At 70.0% G+C, this 24,016-nt stretch carries 25 protein-coding genes; 17 read left to right on the forward strand and 8 right to left on the reverse strand.

Annotation, left to right across the window (positions count from 1 at the left end):
- Position 1: 1 nt before the first annotated feature.
- Together tal and tkt are read right to left on the reverse strand one after the other, a co-directional pair.
- The gene (tal, locus tag M4V62_RS31725) at positions 2-1,117 is read right to left on the reverse strand and encodes a transaldolase (RefSeq protein WP_249590621.1); all 1,116 of its coding nucleotides are present in this window, start codon (positions 1,115-1,117) and stop codon (positions 2-4) included.
- A 35-nt stretch (positions 1,118-1,152) separates the two neighbouring features.
- Positions 1,153-3,246 (reverse strand): transketolase, encoded by a 2,094-nt coding sequence (tkt, locus tag M4V62_RS31730; protein ID WP_249590622.1) that lies wholly within the window; start codon positions 3,244-3,246, stop codon positions 1,153-1,155.
- Positions 3,247-3,634: 388 nt separating this feature from the next.
- Between tkt and M4V62_RS31735 the strand changes: the two genes are divergently transcribed.
- The 3 genes from M4V62_RS31735 to M4V62_RS31745 all read left to right on the forward strand — a co-directional run bounded on the left by M4V62_RS31735 (position 3,635) and on the right by M4V62_RS31745 (position 6,225).
- Positions 3,635-4,588 carry a heme o synthase gene (locus M4V62_RS31735; RefSeq protein ID WP_249593095.1) on the forward strand — a complete coding sequence of 318 codons (954 nt, stop codon included), beginning with the start codon at positions 3,635-3,637 and terminating at the stop codon, positions 4,586-4,588.
- A 96-nt stretch (positions 4,589-4,684) separates the two neighbouring features.
- Positions 4,685-5,032: a hypothetical protein gene (locus M4V62_RS31740; protein ID WP_249590623.1), complete on the forward strand. Its 348-nt coding sequence runs from the start codon at positions 4,685-4,687 to the stop codon at positions 5,030-5,032.
- A 104-nt stretch (positions 5,033-5,136) separates the two neighbouring features.
- Complete coding sequence (locus M4V62_RS31745) at positions 5,137-6,225, forward strand: amidohydrolase family protein (protein ID WP_249590624.1); 1,089 nt, start codon at positions 5,137-5,139, stop codon at positions 6,223-6,225.
- A 12-nt stretch (positions 6,226-6,237) separates the two neighbouring features.
- On the opposite strand, the gene M4V62_RS31750 is transcribed toward M4V62_RS31745, so the two are convergent.
- From M4V62_RS31750 to M4V62_RS31765, 4 genes are all read right to left on the reverse strand, one after another.
- Positions 6,238-7,245 (reverse strand): COX15/CtaA family protein, encoded by a 1,008-nt coding sequence (locus M4V62_RS31750; RefSeq protein WP_249590625.1) that lies wholly within the window; start codon positions 7,243-7,245, stop codon positions 6,238-6,240.
- A 75-nt stretch (positions 7,246-7,320) separates the two neighbouring features.
- Positions 7,321-8,091, reverse strand: coding sequence for an ABC transporter permease (locus M4V62_RS31755; RefSeq protein WP_249590626.1), 771 nt, complete (start codon positions 8,089-8,091; stop codon positions 7,321-7,323).
- Positions 8,088-9,014, reverse strand: a complete 927-nt coding sequence (locus M4V62_RS31760) for an ABC transporter ATP-binding protein (protein ID WP_249590627.1) — start codon at positions 9,012-9,014, stop codon at positions 8,088-8,090. Before M4V62_RS31760 ends, M4V62_RS31755 begins: the two co-directional genes overlap by 4 nt.
- Before the next feature lie 46 nt (positions 9,015-9,060).
- Positions 9,061-9,873 carry an AAC(3) family N-acetyltransferase gene (locus M4V62_RS31765; protein ID WP_249590628.1) on the reverse strand — a complete coding sequence of 271 codons (813 nt, stop codon included), beginning with the start codon at positions 9,871-9,873 and terminating at the stop codon, positions 9,061-9,063.
- 161 nt (positions 9,874-10,034) lie between these two features.
- Here M4V62_RS31765 and M4V62_RS31770 point away from each other — a divergent pair, with 161 nt between their 5' ends.
- The 8 genes from M4V62_RS31770 to M4V62_RS31805 all read left to right on the forward strand — a co-directional run bounded on the left by M4V62_RS31770 (position 10,035) and on the right by M4V62_RS31805 (position 16,592).
- The gene (locus M4V62_RS31770; protein ID WP_249590629.1) at positions 10,035-10,766 is read left to right on the forward strand and encodes a helix-turn-helix transcriptional regulator; all 732 of its coding nucleotides are present in this window, start codon (positions 10,035-10,037) and stop codon (positions 10,764-10,766) included.
- A complete protein-coding gene (gene sufB, locus M4V62_RS31775; protein WP_160504346.1) occupies positions 10,763-12,184 on the forward strand; it encodes a Fe-S cluster assembly protein SufB in 1,422 nt (473 codons plus the stop codon). The genes M4V62_RS31770 and sufB overlap by 4 nt, the downstream gene beginning before the upstream one ends.
- A 70-nt stretch (positions 12,185-12,254) precedes the next feature.
- Complete coding sequence (sufD, locus tag M4V62_RS31780) at positions 12,255-13,436, forward strand: Fe-S cluster assembly protein SufD (protein ID WP_249590630.1); 1,182 nt, start codon at positions 12,255-12,257, stop codon at positions 13,434-13,436.
- Positions 13,433-13,750 (forward strand): bifunctional 3-phenylpropionate/cinnamic acid dioxygenase ferredoxin subunit, encoded by a 318-nt coding sequence (locus M4V62_RS31785; RefSeq protein ID WP_190083272.1) that lies wholly within the window; start codon positions 13,433-13,435, stop codon positions 13,748-13,750. Before sufD ends, M4V62_RS31785 begins: the two co-directional genes overlap by 4 nt.
- Before the next feature lie 5 nt (positions 13,751-13,755).
- Positions 13,756-14,520 (forward strand): Fe-S cluster assembly ATPase SufC, encoded by a 765-nt coding sequence (sufC, locus tag M4V62_RS31790; protein ID WP_249590631.1) that lies wholly within the window; start codon positions 13,756-13,758, stop codon positions 14,518-14,520.
- Positions 14,517-15,773 (forward strand): cysteine desulfurase, encoded by a 1,257-nt coding sequence (locus tag M4V62_RS31795; protein ID WP_249590632.1) that lies wholly within the window; start codon positions 14,517-14,519, stop codon positions 15,771-15,773. The genes sufC and M4V62_RS31795 overlap by 4 nt, the downstream gene beginning before the upstream one ends.
- Positions 15,774-15,789: 16 nt before the next feature.
- On the forward strand, positions 15,790-16,260 hold the full coding sequence (gene sufU / locus M4V62_RS31800) for a Fe-S cluster assembly sulfur transfer protein SufU (protein ID WP_160504341.1): 471 nt from the start codon (positions 15,790-15,792) through the stop codon (positions 16,258-16,260).
- Positions 16,257-16,592 (forward strand): metal-sulfur cluster assembly factor, encoded by a 336-nt coding sequence (locus tag M4V62_RS31805; protein ID WP_160504340.1) that lies wholly within the window; start codon positions 16,257-16,259, stop codon positions 16,590-16,592. The genes sufU and M4V62_RS31805 overlap by 4 nt, the downstream gene beginning before the upstream one ends.
- Before the next feature lie 56 nt (positions 16,593-16,648).
- Here M4V62_RS31805 and M4V62_RS31810 read toward each other — a convergent pair whose 3' ends face one another.
- Positions 16,649-17,677 carry a DUF7847 domain-containing protein gene (locus tag M4V62_RS31810; RefSeq protein ID WP_249590633.1) on the reverse strand — a complete coding sequence of 343 codons (1,029 nt, stop codon included), beginning with the start codon at positions 17,675-17,677 and terminating at the stop codon, positions 16,649-16,651.
- Positions 17,678-17,921: 244 nt separating this feature from the next.
- Here M4V62_RS31810 and M4V62_RS31815 point away from each other — a divergent pair, with 244 nt between their 5' ends.
- The 6 genes from M4V62_RS31815 (at position 17,922) to M4V62_RS31840 (ending at position 22,913) form a co-directional block, all read left to right on the forward strand.
- Positions 17,922-18,260 carry a DMT family transporter gene (locus M4V62_RS31815; RefSeq protein WP_486388575.1) on the forward strand — a complete coding sequence of 113 codons (339 nt, stop codon included), beginning with the start codon at positions 17,922-17,924 and terminating at the stop codon, positions 18,258-18,260.
- Positions 18,260-18,805 carry a TetR/AcrR family transcriptional regulator gene (locus M4V62_RS31820; protein WP_249590635.1) on the forward strand — a complete coding sequence of 182 codons (546 nt, stop codon included), beginning with the start codon at positions 18,260-18,262 and terminating at the stop codon, positions 18,803-18,805. The genes M4V62_RS31815 and M4V62_RS31820 overlap by 1 nt, the downstream gene beginning before the upstream one ends.
- Positions 18,806-19,218: 413 nt before the next feature.
- The gene (dapD, locus tag M4V62_RS31825; RefSeq protein WP_249590636.1) at positions 19,219-20,208 is read left to right on the forward strand and encodes a 2,3,4,5-tetrahydropyridine-2,6-dicarboxylate N-succinyltransferase; all 990 of its coding nucleotides are present in this window, start codon (positions 19,219-19,221) and stop codon (positions 20,206-20,208) included.
- Between the two features lie 152 nt (positions 20,209-20,360).
- Positions 20,361-20,957 carry a hypothetical protein gene (locus M4V62_RS31830; RefSeq protein ID WP_249590637.1) on the forward strand — a complete coding sequence of 199 codons (597 nt, stop codon included), beginning with the start codon at positions 20,361-20,363 and terminating at the stop codon, positions 20,955-20,957.
- A gap of 145 nt (positions 20,958-21,102) precedes the next feature.
- Positions 21,103-21,690, forward strand: a complete 588-nt coding sequence (locus M4V62_RS31835; RefSeq protein WP_249593096.1) for a SigE family RNA polymerase sigma factor — start codon at positions 21,103-21,105, stop codon at positions 21,688-21,690.
- Positions 21,687-22,913 carry a WD40 repeat domain-containing protein gene (locus M4V62_RS31840; protein ID WP_249590638.1) on the forward strand — a complete coding sequence of 409 codons (1,227 nt, stop codon included), beginning with the start codon at positions 21,687-21,689 and terminating at the stop codon, positions 22,911-22,913. The genes M4V62_RS31835 and M4V62_RS31840 overlap by 4 nt, the downstream gene beginning before the upstream one ends.
- Here the strand turns inward: M4V62_RS31840 and dapA are convergent.
- On the reverse strand, positions 22,890-23,822 hold the full coding sequence (gene dapA, locus M4V62_RS31845) for a 4-hydroxy-tetrahydrodipicolinate synthase (RefSeq protein WP_249590639.1): 933 nt from the start codon (positions 23,820-23,822) through the stop codon (positions 22,890-22,892). The genes M4V62_RS31840 and dapA overlap by 24 nt on opposite strands.
- Positions 23,823-24,016 lie beyond the last annotated feature (194 nt).

Here is a 24,016-nt window from a genome sequence, read left to right on the forward strand (position 1 = left end):
GTCAGCCCTCCGAAGGGGTGAGGCGCTTGAGCTCCGCCTCGGTGGACTTGAGCAGGTCGTTCCAGGACGCCGCGAACTTCTCGACGCCCTCGTCCTCGAGCAGCTGCACCACGTCGTCGTAGCTGATGCCGAGCTTCTCGACGGCCTCGATCTCGCCGCGCGAGGCGTCGTACGTCCCGGCCACGGTGTTGCCCGTGATCTGGCCGTGGTCGGCGGTGGCCTCCAGGGTCGCCTCCGGCATCGTGTTCACCGTGTTCGGCGCGACCAGGTCGTCGACGTACAGGGTGTCCTTGTACGCCGGGTCCTTGACGCCGGTCGAGGCCCACAGCGGACGCTGCTTGTTGCCCTGCGCCTTGTCGAGCGCGGCCCAGCGGTCGGACGAGAAGACCTCTTCGTACGCCTCGTACGCGAGACGGGCGTTGGCGAGCGCGGCCTTGCCCTTGGCGGACTTGGCCTCGTCGGTGCCGAGCGCGTCCAGGCGCTTGTCGATCTCGGTGTCCACGCGGGACACGAAGAAGGACGCCACCGAGTGGATCTTGGAGAGGTCCAGGCCCGCGGCCTTCGCCTTCTCCAGGCCCGCCAGGTACGCGTCCATGACCTCGCGGTAGCGCTCGAGGGAGAAGATCAGCGTCACGTTCACGCTGATGCCCTTGCCGATGACCTCGGTGATCGCGGGCAGGCCCGCCTTCGTCGCCGGGATCTTGATGAGCGTGTTCGGGCGGTCCACCAGCCAGGCGAGCTGCTTGGCCTCGGCGACGGTCGCCTCGGTGTTGTGCGCCAGGCGCGGGTCGACCTCGATCGACACGCGGCCGTCCTGGCCCGTCGCGTCGAAGACCGGGCGCAGGATGTCGGCGGCGTCACGGACGTCCGCCGTCGTGATCATGCGGATGGCCTCTTCGACGGTGACCTTGCGGGCGGCGAGGTCGGTGAGCTGCTGCTCGTAGCCGTCGCCGCTGCTGATCGCCTTCTGGAAGATCGACGGGTTCGTCGTGACACCCACGACGTGGCTCTGGTCGATCAGCTCGGCGAGGTTGCCGGACGTGATCCGCTTGCGCGACAGGTCGTCCAGCCAGATCGCGACGCCTTCGTCGGAGAGGCGCTTGAGTGCGTCTGTCATGAGGATTACATCTCCTACTTGGTCGTATGTCGGCGTCAGCGCTGAGCGGCGTCGATCGATTCCCGGGCGGAGGCCACCACGTGATCGGCGGTGAACCCGAACTCGCGGAAGAGCACCTTGCCGTCGGCCGACGCACCGAAGTGCTCCAGCGAGACGATGCGCCCGGCGTCACCCACGAAGCGGTGCCAGGTCAGGCCGATGCCCGCCTCGACCGCCACGCGCGCCTTGACGGACGGCGGAAGCACGCTGTCGCGGTACTCCTTGTCCTGCGCCTCGAACCACTCGACGCACGGCATCGAGACGACGCGCGTGGGAACGCCCGCGGCCTGGAGCTGCTCGCGCGCCTCGACGGCGAGCTGCACCTCGGAGCCGGTGCCGATGAGGACGACCTCGGGAGTGCCGCCGTCGGCCTCGAACAGGACGTAACCGCCCTTGACGGCGCCCTCGGTGACCTCGCGGTCGTACGTCGGCACGCCCTGACGGGTCAGCGCGAGGCCGTGCGGGGCGCCCTTGCCGAACTCCTTGGTGTAGCGCTTGAGGATCTCGCGCCACACGATGGCGGTCTCGTTCGCGTCCGCCGGGCGGACCACGTTCAGGCCCGGGATGGCGCGCAGCGAGGCCAGGTGCTCGACCGGCTGGTGCGTCGGGCCGTCCTCGCCGAGACCGATGGAGTCGTGCGTCCACACGTACGTCACCGGAAGGTGCATCAGCGCGGACAACCGGACGGCGTTGCGCATGTAGTCGGAGAACACCAGGAAGGTGCCGCCGAAGATGCGGGTGTTGCCGTGCAGCGCGATGCCGTTCATCTCCGCGGCCATGGAGTGCTCGCGGATGCCGAAGTGGATCGTGCGGCCGTACGGGTCGGCCTCCGGCAGCGGGTTGCCCGCGGGGAGGAACGACGACGTCTTGTCGATCGTGGTGTTGTTCGAGCCCGCGAGGTCGGCGGAGCCGCCCCACAGCTCGGGGATCACCGCGCCGAGCGCCTGAAGGACCTTGCCGGACGCGGCACGCGTCGCGACGCCCTTGCCCGCCTCGAAGACCGGGAGCTTCTCCTCCCAGCCCTGCGGGAGCTCGCCCGCGGCGATGCGGTCGAAGTCGGCGGCGCGCTCGGGGGAAGCGGTGCGCCAGGCGGCGAAGCCCTTCTCCCACTCGGCCTTGGCGTCACGGCCGCGGTCGAGCGCGGCACGGGTGTGCGCCAGGACCTCGTCGGCGACCTCGAAGTTCTGCTCCGGGTCGAAGCCGAGGACGCGCTTGGTGGCCGCGACCTCTTCGTCGCCGAGCGCCGAGCCGTGCGCGGCCTCGGTGTTCTGCGCGTTCGGCGCGGGCCAGGCGATGATCGAGCGCATGGCGATGAAGGAGGGGCGCTCCGTCTCGGCCTTCGCGGCCAGGATCGCCTTGTAGAGGGCGGCCGGGTCGAGGTCGCCGTTCTCCTTGGGCTCCACGCGCTGGACGTGCCAGCCGTAGGCCTCGTACCGCTTCATGGTGTCTTCGGAGACCGCGGTCTCCGTGTCGCCCTCGATGGAGATGTGGTTGTCGTCCCACAGCAGTACGAGGTTGCCGAGCTTCTGGTGCCCGGCCAGCGAGGACGCCTCTCCGGAGATGCCCTCCTGGAGACAGCCGTCACCGGCGATCGCGAAGATGTGGTGGTCGAACGGCGACTCGCCCGAGGCGGTCTCCGGGTCGAACAGGCCACGCTCGTAACGGGAGGCCATCGCCATGCCCACGGCGTTCGCGACACCCTGGCCGAGCGGGCCCGTCGTCGTCTCCACGCCCGTGGTGTGCCCGTACTCCGGGTGGCCGGGGGTCTTGGAACCCCAGGTGCGGAAGGCCTTCAGGTCATCGAGCTCCAGGCCGAAGCCGGCCAGGTAGAGCTGGATGTAGAGGGTCAGGGACGAGTGGCCCGCGGAGAGAACGAACCGGTCGCGGCCGGTCCACTCGGCGTCCGCGGGGTCGTGCCGCATCACCTTCTGGAAGAGGGTGTACGCGGCGGGCGCGAGGCTCATGGCCGTACCAGGATGGCCGTTGCCGACCTTCTGTACTGCGTCCATGGCCAGGACGCGGGCGGTGTCAACAGCCCGCTGGTCCAGTTCGGTCCACTCGAGGTCTGTGGTGGTCGGCTTGGTGCTCACCCTGAGTCAGGGCTCCTCTCCACATGTCGAATGCCGGCGATGTAGATCCCACCGGCCGATGTCGAGCCTACCGCTGTAAAGACGTGCATTTTTTCGAGTCATTCCAGAGTGCCGGGGTGTGCCGGTATCCGCCTCCCGAAAGGGATCCACGGTGTTCACCATGTGATCTCGGAGCCGCTCATCTGGACTTTCAGAACGAGTGCCGGACCGCTCATCTGAACGGGTGTCGGGCCGTGTTTCGGGCCGCTCAACACGCCGCTCAACACGACCCCACCCCCGCGAAGGGCGAGGTATGGGCAACGTCTACAGTGGCGTGGTACGCGCGAGCCTTTACCGGAACTTCATGTCTGAACGTCCGACGCGGCTTGCTGGGAAGTCTCTGTCAGGGGTGTGCGTGACGGCCGTTGAATCCCGTCCAGCGGGAGCAATTGGGACGAGCTCTAGCCCAAGCCACCGGCCGCTCGGGGCCCGTGTCATGGCGTTCGTGGCGCTGACCAAGCCGCGAATCATCGAGCTCCTCCTGATCACCACCGTTCCGGTGATGTTCCTCGCCGAACAGGGGGTACCCGACCTCTGGCTGGTCTTCGTGACCTGCCTGGGCGGCTACCTGTCGGCGGGCGGCGCCAACGCGCTCAACATGTACATCGACCGGGACATCGACGCGCTGATGGACCGTACGTCCCAGCGGCCTCTGGTCACGGGAATGGTCAGCCCGCGCGAGTGCCTCGTGTTCGGCGTCGGCCTCGCGGTCGCCTCGACGCTGCTGTTCGGCCTCGTCGTCAACTGGCTGTCCGCCTGGCTCGCCCTGGGCGCACTGCTCTTCTACGTGGTCGTCTACACGATGATCCTGAAGCGCCGTACGTCGCAGAACATCGTCTGGGGCGGCATCGCGGGCTGCATGCCGGTCCTCATCGGCTGGTCCTCGGTCACGAACTCGCTGTCGTGGGCGCCGGTCATCCTCTTCCTCGTCATGTTCTTCTGGACGCCGCCGCACTACTGGCCGCTGTCCATGAAGGTCAAGGACGACTACGCGCGCGTGGGCGTTCCGATGCTCCCGGTCGTCGCGTCGAACAAAGTGGTCGCCCGTCAGATCGTCCTCTACAGCTGGGTGATGGTCGCCGTCTCGCTGCTGCTTCAGCCCCTCGGCTACACCGGCTGGTTCTACACGGTGGTGGCCTTCGTGACCGGCGGCTGGTGGCTGTGGGAGGCGCACGGCCTGCAGAACCGCGCCAAGGCCGAGGTCACGGGCGGCAAGCTCAAGGAGATGCGGCTCTTCCACTGGTCGATCACCTATGTCTCGCTGCTGTTCGTGGCGGTCGCGGTGGACCCCTTCCTGCGCTGAGCGTTTCGGGCTTCGCCGACGGGCGGGGCACGTGGTGTTGAACGCCACGTGCCCCGCCCGTCGCCAGTTGATCTACCCGTCGGTAGCATCCTGCTCATGGCAGAGACGCAGCAGGTTGAGGACAGCAAGCAGGCCGCGCGCGCCGAGCGGAAGGCCGCCAAGCTGGCCAAGCAGATCGGCACCTTCACGCGGGCGCACGGCGGTGCCGAGGCGCAGGTCGCGTACATCGGGCACGAGGGCACCCGCATCGTCCTGGTCGGCGAGGACGGCGGCTGGGGCGACCTGGTGGCGCCCACCTACGCGATCGCGCAGAGCGCCGTCGAGAAGGCCGGGATCACGGTCCACGAGGACTTCGACGGCGACTTCGCGGCCAAGGTGAAGACCGGCCCCTACGAGTGGTCGCGCATGGCGGGCATTCAGCTCGGTGGTCCGAGCAACGGCTGAGCGTCCCGCACGTCCCGCCGCGGACAGACTGGCCAAAAGCAACACCTGACGCCCGGGTCACCCGTTAGGACCGTAGGAGCACGGTCCGCCTACAGGGAGCCCGGATGATCGAAACGCCGTCCCTGGTGGACCAGTACTGCCATGGTGTGCTGCGTACGGAGCTGGGCCTCGGCACCTTCGAGGCCCACCTCGGCCGCGGCGAGGGGCCTCCCGCGCCCGGCACCACCTTCTTCGACACCCAGACGGGCTTCGCCGTACGCCGCTGGTGCCCCCCGCTGCTCGGTCTCGAACCGCACTGCACGCCCGCGCGCTACCTCGCCCGCCGTCGCGAGCTGGGTGTACTGGAGTCGGGGCGGCGGCTGCTGCGGGGGAGCGGCATCACGACGTATCTCGTGGACACGGGGCTGCCCGGCGATCTGACGGGTCCGGGCGAGATGGCGTCCACCGGCGACGCGGAGGCCCACGAGATCGTCCGCCTGGAATTACTGGCCGAACAGGTGGCCGACACCTCCGGCACGGTCGACTCGTTCCTGGCCAATCTCGCCGAGTCCGTGCACGCGGCCGCCGCGAACGCCGTCGCCTTCACCTCCGTCGCGGGCGTGCGGCGCTCTCTCGCGCTGGCCCCCGAACCGCCGGGACCCGGCGAGGTGCGGGGCGCGGCGGGCCGCTGGCTCGCCGGGCGGCAGGTGGGCGGCGCGCTCCAGGACCCCGTACTGCTCAGGCATCTGCTGTGGATCGCCGTCGCGTCGGGGCGTCCGCTGCAACTGCACGCGGGGGCGGGCGACCCGCAGGGGTACTTCGGGGGCTTCGCGCGGGCGACCGCGGGTCTTGGCACCGACCTGGTCCTGCTGCACGGCTATCCGTACCACCGCAATGCCGCGGACCTCGCGGGTGTCTTCCCGCACGTGTACGCCGATCTGGGGCCCGCCCTGGTGCGCACAGGCGCCCGCGCCGCCGCCGTGCTCGCGGAGATCCTGGAGCTGGCGCCCTTCGGCAAGCTGCTGTTCTCCAGCGGCGCGCACGGGCTTCCCGAGCTGCACGTGGTGGGCGCGCGGCTCTTCGGGGAGGCGCTGGGGCGCGTGCTCGGCGGGTGGGTCGCGGAGGGGGCGTGGTCGCTGCCGGACGCGCAGCGGGTGGCGGGGCTCGTCGCGGCGGGCAACGCCGGGCGCGTGTACGGCCTTTCGGAGAGCTGACGCGGCGGTGCTTCAGACCGCCGACAGCTGGGAGTCGCCGGTCTGGGACGGGACCTCCGCCGTCGTGTACGGGCGTTCGCGCAGCGAGAGCAGGACGCGCATCACGCCGATCCAGACCACGCACGAGCCGAACATGTGCAGGCCGACCAGGACCTCGGGCAGGTCCGTGAAGTACTGGACGTAGCCGATCGCGCCCTGCGCGAGCAGGATCAGGAACAGGTCGCGGGTGCGGTGCAGGGGGCCCTTGGGGGCGTCGACCGCCTTGAGGACGAACCACAGCGCGAACGTCAGCGTCACCACGATCCAGGCGAGCACGGCGTGCAGCTTGCTGACCGTCTCCCAGTCGAAGCCCATCCGCGGCACCTCGCTGGAGTCACCTGCGTGCGGCCCGGAGCCCGTCACGACCGTGCCGACCGCGATGAGCAGCACGGACGCCGCGATCAGGAACCACACCAGCTGCGCGACGGCCTTGCCGACCAGCGGGCGTGCGTCGCCGTCGCCCTCGCGGGTGCGCTGCCACATCGTGACGGCGACCGCGATCAGGGCGGTGGAGAGCAGGAAGTGCGCCGCGACCGTGTACGGGTTCAGGCCGACGAGCACGACGATGCCGCCGAGCACGGCGTTGCCCATGACCAGCCAGAACTGGATCCAGCCGAGCCGCGTCAGGCTGCGCCGCATCGGCTTCTGCGAGCGGGCCGTGATGATCGCCCAGCCGACGGCCGCGCACAGCACGTACGTCAGCATGCGGTTGCCGAACTCGATGAATCCGTGGAAGCCCATCTCGCTGGTGGCGGTGAGGGATTCGTCGGTGCACTTGGGCCAGGTCGGGCAGCCGAGGCCCGAGCCGGTGAGGCGGACGGCGCCGCCGGTGACCACGATGCACACCGTCATCGCGAGCGAGATGAGGGCGGCGTGCCGGACGGTCCGCTGCTGCGGGGTCCAGCGTTCGGCGATGAAGGCGAGCGGGTTACGCACGGCGGAGACGGCGTCGGCTCGGGTCACGTTTGGCACGGGGACCATCGTAGGGGGCCGCTTGTGCACGGCTTCACGAGGGGGACGTATCCGGTGCTTCTGTGACGCGGCTTACGCCGGTTCCTACTCCCAGCGGAAGAACTTCCCGGCCGCGCCGAGCCCGAGCACCGCCCAGACCGCAAGGATCGCGAGGTTCCCCCACGGCATCCCCGCACCGTCCTGCAGCACGTCGCGCAGGCCGTCCGAGAGGGCCGAGATCGGCAGCAGGCCGAGCACCGACTGGGCCGCGTCCGGGAACTTGTCCAGGGGCACGATGACCCCGCCGCCCACAAGGAGCAGCAGGAAGACCAGGTTCGCGGCGGCGAGCGTCGCCTCCGCCTTCAGGGTGCCCGCCATCAGCAGGCCGAGCCCGGAGAAGGCCGCGGTGCCCAGGATCAGGAGGAGCAGTACGGCGAAGGGGTTGCCCTGCGGCGACCAGCCGAGCGCGAAGGCGATCAGCGTCAGGAGCACGATCTGCAGGACCTCGGTGACCAGCACCGACAGGGTTTTCGCGGCCATCAGCGCCCAGCGGGGCAGGGGCGAGGCGCCGAGCCGCTTGAGCACGCCGTAGCGGCGCTCGAAGCCCGTGGCGATGGCCTGCCCGGTGAACGCCGTCGACATCACGGCGAGCGCGAGGATGCCGGGCGCGAGGAAGTCCACGGCTTCACCCTTGCCCGTGTCGACGATGTCGACCGCGCTGAACAGCACGAGCAGCAGAGTCGGGATCACGACGGTGAGCAGCAGCTGTTCGCCGTTGCGCAGCAGCATCTTCGTCTCGAGCGCCGCCTGTGCGGCGATCATGCGGGGGAGCGGGGCTGCGCCCGGCTTCGGTGTGTACGTACCGGCGGCGCTCATCCGCGCAGCTCCTTGCCTGTGAGCTCCAGGAAGACGTCTTCCAGGGTGTGGCGTTCGACGGCGATCTTCTCCGGCATCACGCCGTGCTGCGCGCACCAGGAGGTGACCGTGGCGAGCAGCTGCGGGTCGACCGTGCCGCTCACGCGGTAGGCGCCCGGGGTGAGTTCGGCCGCGGCGGAGTCCGGCGGGAGCGCCTTGAGGAGGGAGCCGACGTCGAGTCCGGGGCGCCCCGAGAAGCGCAGGGTGTTCTCTGCGCCGCCGCGGCACAACTCCTCCGGTGTGCCCTCGGCGATGACCTGGCCCGCGTCGATGATCGCGACCTCGTCGGCGAGCTGTTCGGCCTCGTCCATGTGGTGCGTGGTGAGGATGACGCTGACGCCGTCGGCGCGCAGATCGCGTACGAGATCCCAGGTGGCCCGGCGTGCCTGCGGGTCCAGGCCCGCGGTCGGCTCGTCCAGGAAGACCAGTTCGGGCCGTCCGACCACGGCCATCGCGAGCGCGAGGCGCTGCTGCTGGCCGCCGGACAGGCGCCGATAGGTGGTGCGTCCGCAGCTCTCCAGGCCGAGGCGCTCGATCAGCGTGCCCACGTGCAGCGGGTGCGCGTGCAGCTTCGCCATGTGGCGCAGCATCTCGTCGGCGCGTGCGCCGGAGTAGACGCCGCCGGACTGGAGCATCACGCCGATGCGGGGGCGCAGCGCGCCGGCCTCGCGGACCGGGTCGAGGCCGAGGACGCGGACGGTGCCCGCGTCCGGCCTGCGATAGCCCTCGCAGGTCTCGATCGTGGTGGTCTTGCCGGCGCCGTTCGGGCCGAGGACCGCGGTGACGGTGCCCGCGCGGACCCGGAGGTCGAGGCCGTCCACCGCGGTCTTCTTGCCGTACCGCTTGACCAGTCCCGTGACCTGGACGACGGACTCATTTCCCATGGCGGGAAGTCTAGAGAGGCCGATGAGGGCCGCGGGCAGGGGGCTGTCAGCCCGCCCACTCGGCCCGTGAGCGGTGGGTGTCCAGCCACCGCTGTGCGTACGCGACCGCGTCGGTCACCGGGAAGAGCCGGGCCGTCGCCGCGCCCACCGTGCCCCGCAGCACGGGGCGGTCGCGCTCGAAGTCCGAGCCGAGTTCGTCGAAGCGCTCCTCGGAGATGGAGGTCTCGCGCACGGTCGTCCAGCGGCGGCCCTGCGGGGTCATCACCGCGAAGGAGTTCTCGGCCTCGGGGGCGGGGAGGCGGTACTCGGCCAGGTGGAAGGCGGTGCAGGAGTCGAATCCCGCGCCGAGGAGCAGCACCCGGGCGCCCGATTCCTCCAGGCGGGCCAGCGGGCTGCGCTCGCCGAGGCGGCAGTCCAGTGCGTGCCCGTCCAGGAGGGCCTCGGCGCGAGGGCCGACGGCGGCGAAGGAGGTCTGCGGGTGGGCGCTGCGCAGGGCGCCCGGCCAGCTCCGTACGGTCTCGGGGATCACGCCGACGCCTCGGGTGGGGGTGGTGCGCGGGTCGTAGGCGGGCATCGAGGCGCGGACCTGGGGCCACCAGGACTCGGGAACGGGCGGGTTCTCCCACTCGGCGGGGTCGGAGTTGTCGCCGGACTGCGTGGGGACCACCAGGGTGCCCTTTTGGCCCAGTGCGTCCAGCAGTGCCTGGACGACCGCGACAGGGCCGCCGCAGACCCAGCCGAGCGCGCTCAGCGAGGAGTGCACGAGGAGGGTCTCACCGGGGCTCACACCGAGCTCGCGGAGGTCGGCCGCGAGGGTCGCTCGCGTGCACAAAGGGCCGGTGGGAGGGGGTGTCGGCATGGTCAGGGAGTCTGGTCGCCCCGGCCCGCGAGCGCCACCGATTTGATCGATCAGTGATCATTTCCGCAGGTCAGCTTAGGTATGCCTAAGTGATGCAGCGCACCGGACCGTGATCCGGACGCGGGTTGTCAGGCTCTGAGGAATTACGCAACAATGGCGTTGTGAAAAACGTTGGCGAGGCTCCGCAGGAGGAACTCGCGACCGGGGAGCGATCGACACGCAACCGGGTCGCGCGCTCCATCCTGGACCACGGCCCCTCCACGGTGGCCGACCTCGCAGGGCGCCTCGGCCTGACCCAGGCCGCGGTCCGCCGCCACCTCGACACGCTGGCCCACGAGAACGTCGTCGAGCCCCGTGAGCAGCGGGTCTACGGCGCCCGGACACGTGGCCGCCCCGCCAAGGTCTTCGCGCTCACCGACTGCGGCCGGGACGCCTTCGACCAGTCGTACGACAAGCTCGCCGCCGACGCCCTGCGCTGGATCAGCGAGCGGCACGGCGAGGAAGCGGTCGTCGAATTCGCCCGCGAGCGGATGGCCTCCCAGGCCGTGGCCTACCGCAAGGCGATCGACGCGGCACCTGCCGAGCAGCGCACGGAGGCTCTCGCGAAGGCGTTGACCGCCGACGGGTACGCTGCTACGGCCCGCACGGCGCCGGTAGGCGAGCAGCTGTGCCAGCACCACTGCCCGGTCGCTCACGTCGCCGAGCAGTACCCACAACTTTGCGAGGCGGAGACGGAGATCTTCTCCGCCCTCCTCGGGACGCACGTCCAGCGGCTCGCCACCATCGCCCACGGCGACGGCGTCTGCACGACGTTCATTCCCCGCAACGCCTCGCAGCCCCCAGAGTCCACAGACAACGCATCCGCAAGCACGGCCGGGAGGAACCCCGCATGACGCTCCCCACGGAGACTGCCCACCCCGAACTCGAGGGTCTGGGCACGTACGAATACGGCTGGGCCGACTCCGACGTGGCCGGGGCCTCCGCCAAGCGCGGCATCAACGAAGACGTCGTCAAGGACATCTCGCAGAAGAAGTCCGAGCCCGAGTGGATGACGAAGCTGCGCCTCAAGGGCCTGCGGCTCTTCGACAAGAAGCCGATGCCCAACTGGGGCTCGGACCTGTCGGGCATCGACTTCGACAACATCAAGTACTTCGTGCGGTCCACGGAGAAGCAGGCGGCGTCCTGGGAGGACCTGCCCGAGGACATCAAGAACACGTACGACAAGCTCGGCATCCCCGAGGCGGAGAAGCAGCGCCTCGTCGCCGGTGTCGCGGCCCAGTACGAGTCCGAGGTCGTCTACCACCAGATCCGCGAGGACCTGGAGGAGCAGGGCGTCATCTTCATGGACACCGACACGGCGCTGAAGGAGCACCCCGAGCTCTTCAAGGAGTACTTCGGGACCGTCATCCCGGTCGGCGACAACAAGTTCGCGTCGCTGAACACCGCCGTGTGGTCCGGTGGCTCGTTCATCTACGTCCCCAAGGGCGTACAGGTCGAGATCCCGCTCCAGGCCTACTTCCGCATCAACACGGAGAACATGGGCCAGTTCGAGCGGACCCTGATCATCGTGGACGAGGACGCCTACGTTCACTACGTCGAGGGCTGCACAGCGCCGATCTACAAGTCGGACTCCCTGCACTCCGCCGTCGTCGAGATCATCGTCAAGAAGGGCGGCCGCTGCCGCTACACGACGATCCAGAACTGGTCGAACAACGTCTACAACCTGGTCACCAAGCGCGCCGTGGCGTACGAGGGCGCGACCATGGAGTGGATCGACGGCAACATCGGCTCCAAGGTGACGATGAAGTACCCCGCCGTCTACCTCATGGGCGAGCACGCCAAGGGCGAGACGCTGTCCATCGCCTTCGCGGGCGAGGGCCAGCACCAGGACGCCGGTTCCAAGATGGTCCACATGGCGCCCAACACGTCCTCCAACATCGTCTCGAAGTCCGTGGCGCGTGGCGGTGGCCGCACCTCCTACCGCGGTCTCGTCGAGATCGGCGAGGGCGCCGCCGGATCGAAGTCGAACGTGCTCTGCGACGCACTGCTCGTCGACACGATCTCCCGCTCGGACACCTACCCCTACGTGGACGTCCGCGAGGACGACGTGTCCATGGGCCACGAGGCGACCGTCTCCAAGGTCTCCGACGACCAGCTCTTCTACCTGATGAGCCGCGGTCTGACGGAGTTCGAGGCCATGGCGATGATCGTGCGCGGCTTCGTCGAGCCGATCGCCAAGGAGCTGCCCATGGAGTACGCCCTGGAGCTGAACCGGCTGATCGAGCTGCAGATGGAGGGTTCGGTCGGTTAAGACCGGCCGCCGTCCCCCGCAGCGACTGACTTCTTACGCAGTGACGCAGAGAGAGAGCACGACGACAGCCATGGCTGAGGCTCAGAATATTCCGGTGGGGTCCACCACCGCCGGGTCCATCGCGGTGGCCGCCGAGTCCACCGTCGCCACCCGCATGAGCGCGCCCCCGTCCTTCGACGTGGCGGACTTCCCGGTCCCCCACGGCCGTGAGGAGGAGTGGCGGTTCACGCCGCTGGAGCGCCTGCGCGGGCTGCACGACGGCACGGCGGTCGCCACCGGCGGCATCCGCGTCGAGGTGAGCGCCCCGGCCGGCGTGACCCAGGAGACCGTCGGCCGTGACGACGCCCGCGTGGGCAAGGCGGGCAAGCCCGTCGACCGCGTGGCCGCGCAGGCCTACAGCTCCTTCGAGAAGGCCTCGGTGGTGACCGTCCCCAAGGAGACGGTCCTGACCGAGCCGATCCGGATCGCCGTGCACGGCGAGGGCGGCACCGCCTTCGCGCACCAGGTCATCGAGGTGGGCGCGTTCGCCGAGGCCCTCGTCGTCATCGACCACACCGGTGACGCCGTGCTCGCGGCCAACGTCGACTACCTCCTGGGCGACGGCGCCAAGCTCACCGTCGTCTCCGTCCAGGACTGGGACGACAAGGCCGTGCACATCGCGCAGCACAACGCGCTGATCGGCCGGGACGCCACCTTCAAGTCGGTCGTCGTGACCTTCGGCGGCGACGTCGTGCGCCTGCACCCCCGCGTCGAGTACGCGGGCCCGGGCGGCGAGGCCGAGCTCATCGGTCTGTACGTCACCGACGCCGGCCAGCACCAGGAGCACCGCCTCCTGGTCGACCACAACCAGCCGCACTGCAAGTCGAACGTCGTCTACAAGGGCGCGCTCCAGGGCGACGACGCCCACGCGGTGTGGATCGGCGACGTCCTCATCGAGGCCGCCGCCGAGGGCACGGACACGTACGAGATGAACCGCAACCTGGTTCTGACCGACGGCGCCCGCGTGGACTCGGTCCCCAACCTGGAGATCGAGACCGGCGAGATCGTCGGCGCGGGTCACGCATCGGCGACCGGCCGCTTCGACGACGAGCAGCTCTTCTACCTGCAGTCGCGTGGTATCCCGGAGGGCGAGGCGCGCCGCCTGGTCGTCCGCGGGTTCTTCGCCGAGCTGATCCAGCAGATCGGCCTGCCCGACGTCGAAGAGCGCCTCCTCACCAAGATCGAAGAGGAGCTGGAGGCGTCCGCCGCATGACCTTTGTACGCGCCTGTGGCCTGAGCGAGCTGTCGGAGGACACCCCGAAGCGGGTGGAACTCGACGGCACGCCGGTCTCGGTCGTCCACACCGAGGGCGAGGTGTTCGCGATCAACGACATCTGCTCGCACGCGAACGTCTCCCTCTCCGAGGGCGAGGTGGAGGACTGTCAGATCGAATGCTGGCTGCACGGCTCCGCCTTCGACCTCCGCACCGGCAAGCCGTCCGGCCTCCCCGCGACGCGCCCCGTCCCCGTATACCCCGTAAAGATCGAAGGGGACGATGTGCTCGTCTCCCTCACCCAGGAGTCCTGAGGCACATGGCAACGCTTGAAATCCACGACCTGCACGTCACCGTCGAGGCCGACAACGCCACGAAGGAGATCCTCAAGGGCGTCGACCTCACCGTGAAGCAGGGCGAGACGCACGCCATCATGGGCCCGAACGGCTCCGGCAAGTCGACGCTCGCCTACTCCATCGCGGGTCACCCCAAGTACACGATCACGCAGGGCACCGTCACCCTCGACGGCGAGGACGTCCTGGAGATGTCCGTCGACGAGCGCGCCCGCGCCGGCATGTTCCTCGCCATGCAGTACCCGGTCGAGGTCCCCGGCGTCTCGGTCTCCAACTTCCTGCGTACGTCGGCGACGGCGATCCGCGGCGAGGCCCCCAAGCTGCGCACCTGGGTGAAGGAGGTCAGGACCGCGATGGAGACGCTCCAGATGGACCCGGCCTTCGCCGAGCGCAACGTGAACGAGGGCTTCTCCGGCGGTGAGAAGAAGCGCCACGAGATCCTTCAGATGGAGCTCCTCAAGCCGAAGATCGCGATCCTCGACGAGACCGACTCCGGCCTGGACGTCGACGCCCTGCGCCAGGTCTCGGACGGCGTCAACCGCGTCCGCGAGACCGGTGAGGTCGGCACTCTGCTGATCACGCACTACACGCGCATCCTGCGCTACATCAAGCCCGACTTCGTGCACGTCTTCGCGAACGGCCGCATCGCCGAGTCCGGCGGCGCCGAGCTCGCCGACAAGCTCGAGGCCGAGGGCTACGAGGCCTACACGAAGGGTGGCGTATCCGCGTGACACAGCTGCCGGGCCTCCTCGACACCGAGGCGATCCGCAAGGACTTCCCGATCCTGGATCGCACGATCCACGACGGCAAGAAGCTGGTCTACCTGGACAACGCGGCCACGTCGCAGACGCCGCGCCAGGTGCTCGACGTACTCAACGAGTACTACGAGAAGCACAACGCCAACGTCCACCGCGGAGTGCACGTCCTCGCGGAGGAGGCCACGGAGCTCTACGAGGGCGCCCGTGACAAGGTCGCCGCGTTCATCAACGCGCCGAGCCGCGACGAGGTGATCTTCACGAAGAACGCCTCGGAGTCGCTCAACCTCGTGGCCAACATGCTCGGTTGGGCCGACGAGCCCTACCGCGTGGACCACGAGACCGAGATCGTCATCACGGAGATGGAGCACCACTCCAACATCGTGCCGTGGCAGCTGCTCTCGCAGCGCACGGGCGCGAAGCTGAAGTGGTTCGGTCTCACGGACGACGGCCGGCTCGACCTGTCCAACATCAACGAGATCATCACGGAGAAGACGAAGATCGTCTCCTTCGTCCTGGTCTCGAACATCCTGGGCACGGTCAACCCCGTCGAGGCGATCGTGCGCCGTGCGCAGGAGGTCGGCGCGCTCGTCCTCATCGACGCCTCGCAGGCCGCCCCGCACATGGTGCTGGACGTGCAGGCGCTGCAGGCCGACTTCGTGGCCTTCACCGGCCACAAGATGCTGGCCACGACGGGCATCGGCGTGCTGTGGGGACGCCAGGAGCTTCTCGAGGACCTGCCGCCGTTCCTCGGTGGCGGCGAGATGATCGAGACGGTGTCGATGAGTTCGTCGACATACGCTCCCGCGCCGCACAAGTTCGAGGCGGGTACGCCCCCGGTCTCCCAGGCCGTCGGCCTGGGCGCGGCCGTGGACTACCTCTCCGCGATCGGCATGGACAAGATCGCCGCTCATGAGCACGCGATCACCGAGTACGCGGTCAAGCGCCTCCTGGAGGTCCCCGACCTCCGGATCATCGGCCCGGCCTCGGCCGAGGACCGCGGCGCCGCGATCTCCTTCACGCTCGGCGACATCCACCCGCACGACGTGGGCCAGGTCCTGGACGAGGAAGGCATCGCGGTCCGCGTGGGTCACCACTGCGCCCGCCCGGTCTGCCTCCGCTACGGAATTCCTGCGACCACGCGAGCGTCGTTCTATCTGTACTCCACGCCCGGCGAGATCGACGCGCTGATCGACGGCCTGGAGCACGTACGGAACTTCTTCGGCTGAGGGGCTGACCGGGAACGTGAAGCTGGATTCGATGTACCAGGAAGTCATCCTGGACCACTACAAGCACCCGCACGGGCGCGGTCTGCGTGATGGCGACGCCGAGGTGCACCACGTCAACCCGACGTGCGGCGACGAGATCACGTTGCGCGTGAAGTACGACGGGTCGACGATCGCCGACGTGTCGTACGAGGGCCAGGGCTGCTCCATCAGCCAGGCCAGCGCATCCGTCCTGAACGACCTCCTTGTCGGCAAGGAGCTCGCCGAGGCGCAGAAGGTCCAGGAAGTCTTCCTGGAGCTGATGCAGTCCAAGGGCAAGCTGGAGCCGGACGACGCGATGGAGGAGGTCCTGGAGGACGCCGTCGCGTTCGCCGGGGTCTCGAAGTACCCGGCGCGTGTGAAGTGTGCTCTGCTGAGCTGGATGGCGTGGAAGGACGCGACGGCGCAGGCACTCGGTACCGACGACGTCGCTGAGAGGAAGACCGCATGAGCGAGAACGAGACCCTGACCAAGCCGGCCTCGGAAGAAGAGGTCCGCGAGGCGCTGTACGACGTGGTCGACCCCGAGCTGGGCATCGACGTCGTCAACCTCGGCCTGATCTACGGCATCCACGTCGACGACGCGAACATCGCGACGATCGACATGACGCTCACGTCGGCGGCCTGCCCGCTGACGGACGTCATCGAGGACCAGGCGAAGTCCGCCACCGACGGCATCGTCAACGAGCTCCGGATCAACTGGGTCTGGATGCCGCCGTGGGGCCCGGACAAGATCACGGACGACGGCCGCGAGCAGCTTCGTGCGCTCGGGTTCAACGTCTGAGGCACGTACGCATGGTTCGGCCCCCCGCGCTTCGGCGCGGGGGGCCGAACTGTTTTCTACGGCACGGGCCGCGGGGCCGATGAGGCTTCCGTCAGGGTGTGCGCCAGGCCCTCCTTGCGGATGCGGCGGTCGATGTACAGCAGGGCGGTCACCAGCGGCAGGAACACCGTGGCTGCCAGCTGGGTGAGGAAGCTGCCGACCAGGCCGAGGACGGCGTACAGGCCGAACTGGGAGCGCAGCTGGTCGAGGAGGTAGGCCGACGCGGAGTCGTCCGGGTCGACCGGGGGCGGGGTCGGCGCGGCGAACTGCAGGGGGAGCCGCAGGGCGAGGGAGACGCCCACCACGATGAGGCCCGCGAGCAGCGAGATGCCGAAGGTGCGCCACCAGGCGCCGCGCACCAGGCGCACGGAGCGCCGCAACGCCGTGAAGGGGCCCGCTGTTTCGAGGACCGCGGCCGCCGGGGCGAAGGCGAACAGGACGTACAGCCAGGCCGCGAGCGGCATCGTCACCAGGAACAGCGGGAAGACCAGGCCGATGGGGATGATCGACTGGGTCATCATCAGGAAGAGGATGGAGAAGAGGACCAGCGCGAAAGCGGCCACCGGCAGCATCAGGATGAGCGAGAGCAGCAAGGTCACGGCCAGCACGGACGGCGTCCGTGACCACGCTCTGCGCCAGACCGCGGCGAACGTCGCCGGGCGGCCGAGGACCGCCTCGTGCAGCGTGGCGGCGCACGAGGCCTGGATGAACGAGTTGACGACCAGCGTGGCGAGCATGAACAGCAGCCACGCAAGGCCGAACGCGACGAGGATCGGCCTGCCGTCGTCCCAGGAGAAGTCCGCGCCCGGTTCGTACATGGCGCTGACGTGCTCCTGGGTCGCGACGTAGGCGAGCCCGAGACCGGCCGCGAGGCCGACGGCGAGCAGGCCGTAGGCCGCGGCGGCGGTGCCGAACAGCGGCTTGGCGTAGTACCGCATCGTTGCGAACGCGCCGCCGATGATGTGGTTGGCGCCGAGCGGCGCGAGGGGGACGACGCCAGGCTTGGGCGGCGGGGGCGGCGGCGTCCAGCCCCAGCCCGGCGGCACGCCGTACGGACCTGGTGGCCCGCCGTACGGTCCCGGCGGATAAGGCCCCGGATAAGGCCCCGGATAAGGCCCCGGATAAGGCCCCGGATACGGCGCCTGTGGTCCCCACCCCGATGTGTCTGACATCGCTCTTGCGCTCCGTGGTGTCGTGCGGTTCTCGCCGCGTGTCCTCTGTGGCCCCCCACAGTGATCGCGTCACCTTAGCCGGTCCGTTCGCCCGCGTTATGTACGCTCGTACGCAACGCTGTGTACACTCGTACGCATGGGATACGGACTGCTGGCCGCGGCCATCGCGGCGGAGGTGGCCGGGACGACGGCCATGAAGTACAGCGAAGGGTTCAGCAAGCTCTGGCCCTCGCTGATCACCGTCGTCGGATACGTGATCGCCTTCACGCTGCTCGCGCAGACCCTGAAGACGCTGTCCGTCGGCACTGCCTACGCGATCTGGGCGGGGATCGGGACGGCCGCGGTCGCCGCCATCGGGATGCTCTTCATGGGCGAGTCCGCCAGCCTCGTCAAGATCTCGGGGATCGCCCTCGTGATCGCGGGCGTCGTCGTGCTCAATCTCGGCGGGGCGCATTGATGGCCCGGCGTTACGATCCCGAGCGGCGGCAGCGGATCATCGACGCCGCGATCCGGGTGGTGGGGGAGAAGGGCATCGGCGGGCTCAGCCACCGCTCGGCCGCCGCCGAGGCCGATGTGCCGCTCGGCTCCACCACCTACCACTTCAAGACACTCGACGAGCTGATGGTGGCCGCGCTGCGGCAGGCCAACGAGGGGTTCGCCAAGGCGGTCACCGCGAGCGGCGCGTTCGAGGACACGCGGGTCGGCATCGCCGGTGAGCTCGCCTCGCTGCTGGGTGAGTGGCTCGCGGGGGACCGGACGGAGCTGGAGCTGGAGTACGAGCTCTATCTGGCCGCCCTGCGCAAGCCCGCCCTGAAGCCCGTCGCCGCCGAGTGCGGCGAGGGGCTCGCCGAGGTGCTGCGGCGGCGCACCGACCCCGTCACCGCGCAGGCGCTGGTCGCGCTCGTGGACGGGATCTGTCTGCAGGTGCTGCTCACGGGGGTGCCGTACGACGAGGCGTACGCGCGGGAGGTGTTCAACCGGCTCGTCCCGGCGGGCGATTGACCGCCGCGGACGGCGGGCCGCCGCCGGTGAGCCGGTGCGCGGGCGTCCCCGTCGTCGGTGCGGTCCGCTCCACGTCGCGGCCGGGTCACTGAGACCGGTTCGCCCGCGCGGCGCGCCGCCGTCCCCGGCGGGCGATTGACCGCCGCGGACGGCGGGCCGCCGTCGGTGAGCCGGTGCGCGGGCGTCCCCGTCGTCGGTGCGGTCCGCTCCACGTCGCGGCCGGGTCACTGAGACCGGTTCGCCCGCGCGGCGCGCCGCCGTCCCCGGCGGGCCATTGACCGCCGCGGACGGCGGGACGCGTCCGGCGATCCGGGACGCAGCTGTCCCCGTCCGGGGCACGGTCCTCCCCACGTCGCGGCCCGGTCACTGAGACCGGTTCGCCCGCGCGGCGCGCCGCCGGTTAGGTTTTCCCCATGACCGACACGAACGCTTCCCGCACCACCGGCGCCGTCGCCGCAGGCCTCGCCACCGTCACCGCCGACGGCACCGTCCTCGACACCTGGTTCCCCGCGCCCGAGCTCGTCGCCGAAGCGGGCCCCGCAGGCTCCGAGCGGCTCACCGCCGAGCGCGCCGTGCAGCTCCTCGGTGAGGGCGCGGCCAAGGCGATCGGCCAGGACGCCCGCCGTGGCGTGGAGATCGTCGCCGTACGTACGGTCATCGCGTCCCTCGACGACAAGCCGCTCGACGCGCACGACGTGTACCTGCGTCTGCACCTGCTCAGCCACCGCCTGGTGAAGCCGCACGGCCTGAACCTGGACGGCCAGTTCGGCTTCCTGCCCAACGTCGCCTGGACCTCGCTCGGCCCGGTGGCCGTCGACGACGTCGAGAAGGTGCGCCTCAACGCTCGCGCCGAGGGCCTGCACCTCGCCGTGACGTCCATCGACAAGTTCCCGCGCATGACGGACTACGTCACGCCCAAGGGCGTCCGCATCGCCGACGCCGACCGCGTGCGGCTCGGCGCGCACCTCGCCGAGGGCACGACCGTCATGCACGAGGGCTTCGTGAACTTCAACGCGGGCACGCTCGGCACCTCCATGGTCGAGGGCCGCATCTCCGCCGGTGTCGTCGTCGGCGACGGCTCCGACATCGGTGGCGGCGCCTCCACGATGGGCACCCTCTCCGGCGGCGGCAACGTCCGCATCGTCATCGGCGAGCGCTGCCTGATCGGCGCCGAGGCGGGCGTCGGCATCGCGCTCGGCGACGAGTGCGTCGTCGAGGCCGGGCTCTACGTCACCGCCGGGACCCGGGTGACCATGCCCGACGGGCAGATCGTCAAGGCCCGCGAGCTCTCCGGCGCCTCGAACATCCTCTTCCGCCGCAACTCGGTCACCGGCGCCGTCGAGGCCCGCCCGAACAACGCGGTGTGGGGCGGCCTGAACGACGTGCTGCACAGCCACAACTGAGCACCTCCGCTTGTCGAGAGCGCCCTCCGGTCAGCCGGAGGGCGCTCTTTCGCGTGGTGCGGACGGGCCCGGTGACTCCCCTGGGGCCGCCGTGCCTGCGTAGGCTGCCCTGTCATGCGCGCGTATGTCGCGCCGGAGACAAGGAGAGCGACATGCAGCGAGCGGGTGTCCGGGCCCTGGCCCTCAGTGGAACGGTGGCGCTCGCGCTGGTGGCCGGGTGCGGTCAGAGCGCGGGCGTCGGCAGCGGGGCGGCGCAGGGGGCGAGCCGGATCTCGACCGGCGACCACGGCCATCCCCTGGAGAAGAGCGACATCCCGTGGAGCGGGAGCCCGAGCCCGTTCAACGCCCAGGTCAAGCTCACCGACGGGCGCCGCGTGGCGATGCACTACATGAAGGGCAAGGGGCTCCTCGTGCAGGACTACAGCCCCAAGACCAAGGGCTGGTCCAAGTCGGCACTCGTCCACAAGACGAAGACCGACGCCTGCCAGGGGATCACGCTCAAGGCCAAGGACGGCACCGTCGCGGCCTTCGGGGACTTCGGTGTGTACTGCGCCGACGGCGAGCCGCCGACCGAGTCGGTCGCCGCGGTCGCCACGGGCCCGCTGACGAAGTGGGCCACGCACCTCACGAAGGACTTCGACGGCTGGGAGAAGATCGCCGTCGCGGCCGGGGGCAAGAAGGTCACGTTCAGCGGGGGCGGCGACACGCTCCTGTGGACCAAGGCCGGGGGCTTCCCCGCCGCGGGCTGACATTCCGTACGTCAGGGAGCGGCCACCCCTCGGGGGTGGCCGCTCCCTCCGCGTTCCGTTCCGGGACGCAGGCATAGCCGGGGGCGCCCGGGACCGTCTTCATGGGTGAGGGGGGCACCAGGCCCGCCAGGGAGCGAAGGTGACGATGGATGCCCAGGCACAGGAGAGCTTCCGGGAGTTCGTGGCGACCCGTACGCCGGCGCTGCTGAAGACCGCTGTGCTGCTCAGCGGCGGCGACCGGCACGCGGCCGAGGACCTGCTGCAGAACGCGCTGGTCAAGGCCGCGGGACGCTGGCACAGGATCGACGACCCGGAGGCGTACGTCCGGCAGATCCTCTACCGGCAGCAGGTCAGCCGCTGGCGCCTGAAGTGGCCGCGGCGCGAACTGGCCGTCGCCGAACCGCCGGAGAGCCCGAAGAGCGCCGTGCGGGACGGCGCGGGCGCCGCCGAGCTGCGGATCGTGATGCGGGCGGCGCTCGCCCGGCTCACCACGCGGCAGCGCACCGTCCTGGTCCTGCGCTACTTCGAGGACCTGCCGGAGGCCGACGTGGCCCGGCTCCTCGGCTGCTCCGTCGGCACCGTGCGCAGCACCACGCACCGCTCGCTCGCCAAGCTGCGGGGCCTGGCCCCCGAACTGGCGGCGCTCGACGGGCCGGACCCCGGCACCGGCCGGCAGCCGTCCCGTGACCACTCGCCCGTGTCGCCCGTGTCGTCCGTGGAGGTACAGCCGTGAACGTGGAAGAACTGGTGCGCGCCTCGCTCCGGGAGCAGGCGGACGACGGCATGCGGCCCCCCGCCGGGTTCGCCGACCGGGTGCTGACCGTGCGGCGCCGCCGCAGGACGCGGGCCATCGCCGGCCTCGCGGTGGCCACCGCGGCCGTGGTCGCCGCCGCGGTGGGCGTACCCGCGCTCGACGGGGGCGGCGAGGACGTACGCCCGGCGAGCGACAAGCAGCCCGGCGATGTCATCGCCCACCCCGACCAGTCGCCGCCGCGAGATCTGATCGCGGCGGGGAACACCGCGCTCGCGGCCTTCTACACCGTCAAGAACACCAAGCAGCCCGGCGGCGACGAGCTCATGACCCGCACGTACGGGCTCCTGGACCAGAAGACCGGAAAGTACGAGAAGGCCCCCGAGAAGTGGGCCTGGATCGATGTCGCGCCGGGCATGCGGACCGCCGCCGTCCTGGAGGGCGAACTCCCCGCCCGGCGCATCGGCATCCTCGACCTGATCACCGGGAAGGTGGCGCGCTGGATCCCGGTCGACCACCAGGTGGCGGGGGTGAGTTGGTCACCCGACGGCAGCAAGCTGGTCGCCACCGCGTACAGCAAGAACCCCGACCGGCTCATCGACCTGCCCGGCGACCACCCCGACAACGAACCCCAGCGGCACGGCAGCCGGACCGGGTTCTACGTGATCGACTCCTCGTCGGGCCAGGTGGGCACGTTCCGTGAACTGCCGCAGAAGACCGACAGCGAGTTCGGCTTCTTCGAGGGCAACTCGCGCGAGGACCTGGAGTGGAGCCGCGACGGCAAGCTGCTCTACGTACAGCTGGCGATGGGGGCCGACGGCGAGAACCGCGCCTGGTACACGCTGAAGGGCGACAAGACCAAGGAGCCCGCCGCCGAGCGGTACGCGGGTTGGCCCGAGGCTGGCCTGTCGCCCGACGGCAAGCTGCTCGCGAGCGACGGCAACGACAAGGGCTCACCGGTCCTCGACCCGAGGACCGGCAAGGAGATCACCAAGGTGCCCGGACAGCAGCTGCTCGCCTGGGCCGACAACAAGCGGATCATCGCGTGGGGCTGCGACCCGAAGAAGTGCGGCGGCAAGGGCGAGTTCCGCAATCAGCTCCTGCTGGTGACGGTCGGCAGCAAGAAGGTCGTGCCGCTGAGCGACTTCCGCAAGGCGTCTGACACCTACCCGGGCCGCTGGTCACCCCTGTTCGCCACCCGCTGACACCAGGTCCGCCTGCCGCAGCGCTTCGTACGCACTCAGCAGCCCGTCGGTCGCCTCGCGGCCAGCGGGCCGCAGCGGTGCGCGGACCGGGCCGCCGGGCAGACCGAGCGAGCCGAGCAGTGCCTTGGAGGTGACCGTGCCCGGAAGGCCAGAGCCCATCATCAACTCGATGAGTTCCATGGACTGTTGCTGACGGCGCCGGGCTCCGTCCGTGTCGCCCGCGTCGAACGCGTCGAGGATCGCCCGGAGTTGGCGGGGCACCGCATTGGCCACCGTGCTGATGTAGCCGACTCCGCCCACCGCGTACAGCGCCAAGATGAACTCGTCGCAGCCCGTGTAGTACGCTAAGTCCGTCCGGGACATGACCTTCTGGCTGCCCATCAGGTCGTACGCGCAGTCCTTCACGGCGACGATCCGCGGATGCTCCGCGAGGCGCAGCATCGTCTCCGGCTCGATGCGGGTGCCGGTGCGCCCCGGGATGTCGTACAGCGCGAGCGGAAGACCGGACGCGTCGGCGACCTCCAGGAAGTGCGCCTCGACGGCGTCCTGCGGCGGCTTGCTGTAGTAGGGCGTGACCACCAACAGGCCGTCCGCGCCCGCCTTCTCGGCCTGTAGCGCCATCTCGACGGTGTGCCGCGTGGCGAAGCTGCCGACGCCCGCGACGACCGTGGCCCGGTCGCCGACCGCCTCGGCGACGGCGCGCACGAGCGCGGCCTTCTCGCTGTCGGACGTGGTGGGCGACTCGCCGGTGGTGCCGGAGAGCACGAGCCCGTCGCAGCCGTCGGCCACCAGGCGCTCGGCGAGCAGCTGGGCGCCGTCGAGGTCGAGCAGACCGTCGTCCGTGAAGGGCGTGACCATCGCGCAGAGGGCGCGGCCGAAGAGGGGAAGCGCTGATGAGGGAGGGGCCATGGAGGCAGTGTCGGCACATCGACGCTGAAGCTCCACTTAATTCTGCTACGAGATGTTCGACAGGAATGCTACGAGGTGGCCGTCGAGGTGCCGCCCAGGGAGGCAGTGGTCCCGCTGCGCCGACTCCCCTCCCGGCAGCGGTGGAGCACCCGCCGATGTACGCCCATCCGGCATATGCCGTGACAGATTGTGGC

The sequence above is a fragment of the Streptomyces durmitorensis genome (assembly GCF_023498005.1).
In the GTDB taxonomy this organism is placed as follows: Bacteria; Actinomycetota; Actinomycetes; order Streptomycetales; family Streptomycetaceae; genus Streptomyces; species Streptomyces durmitorensis.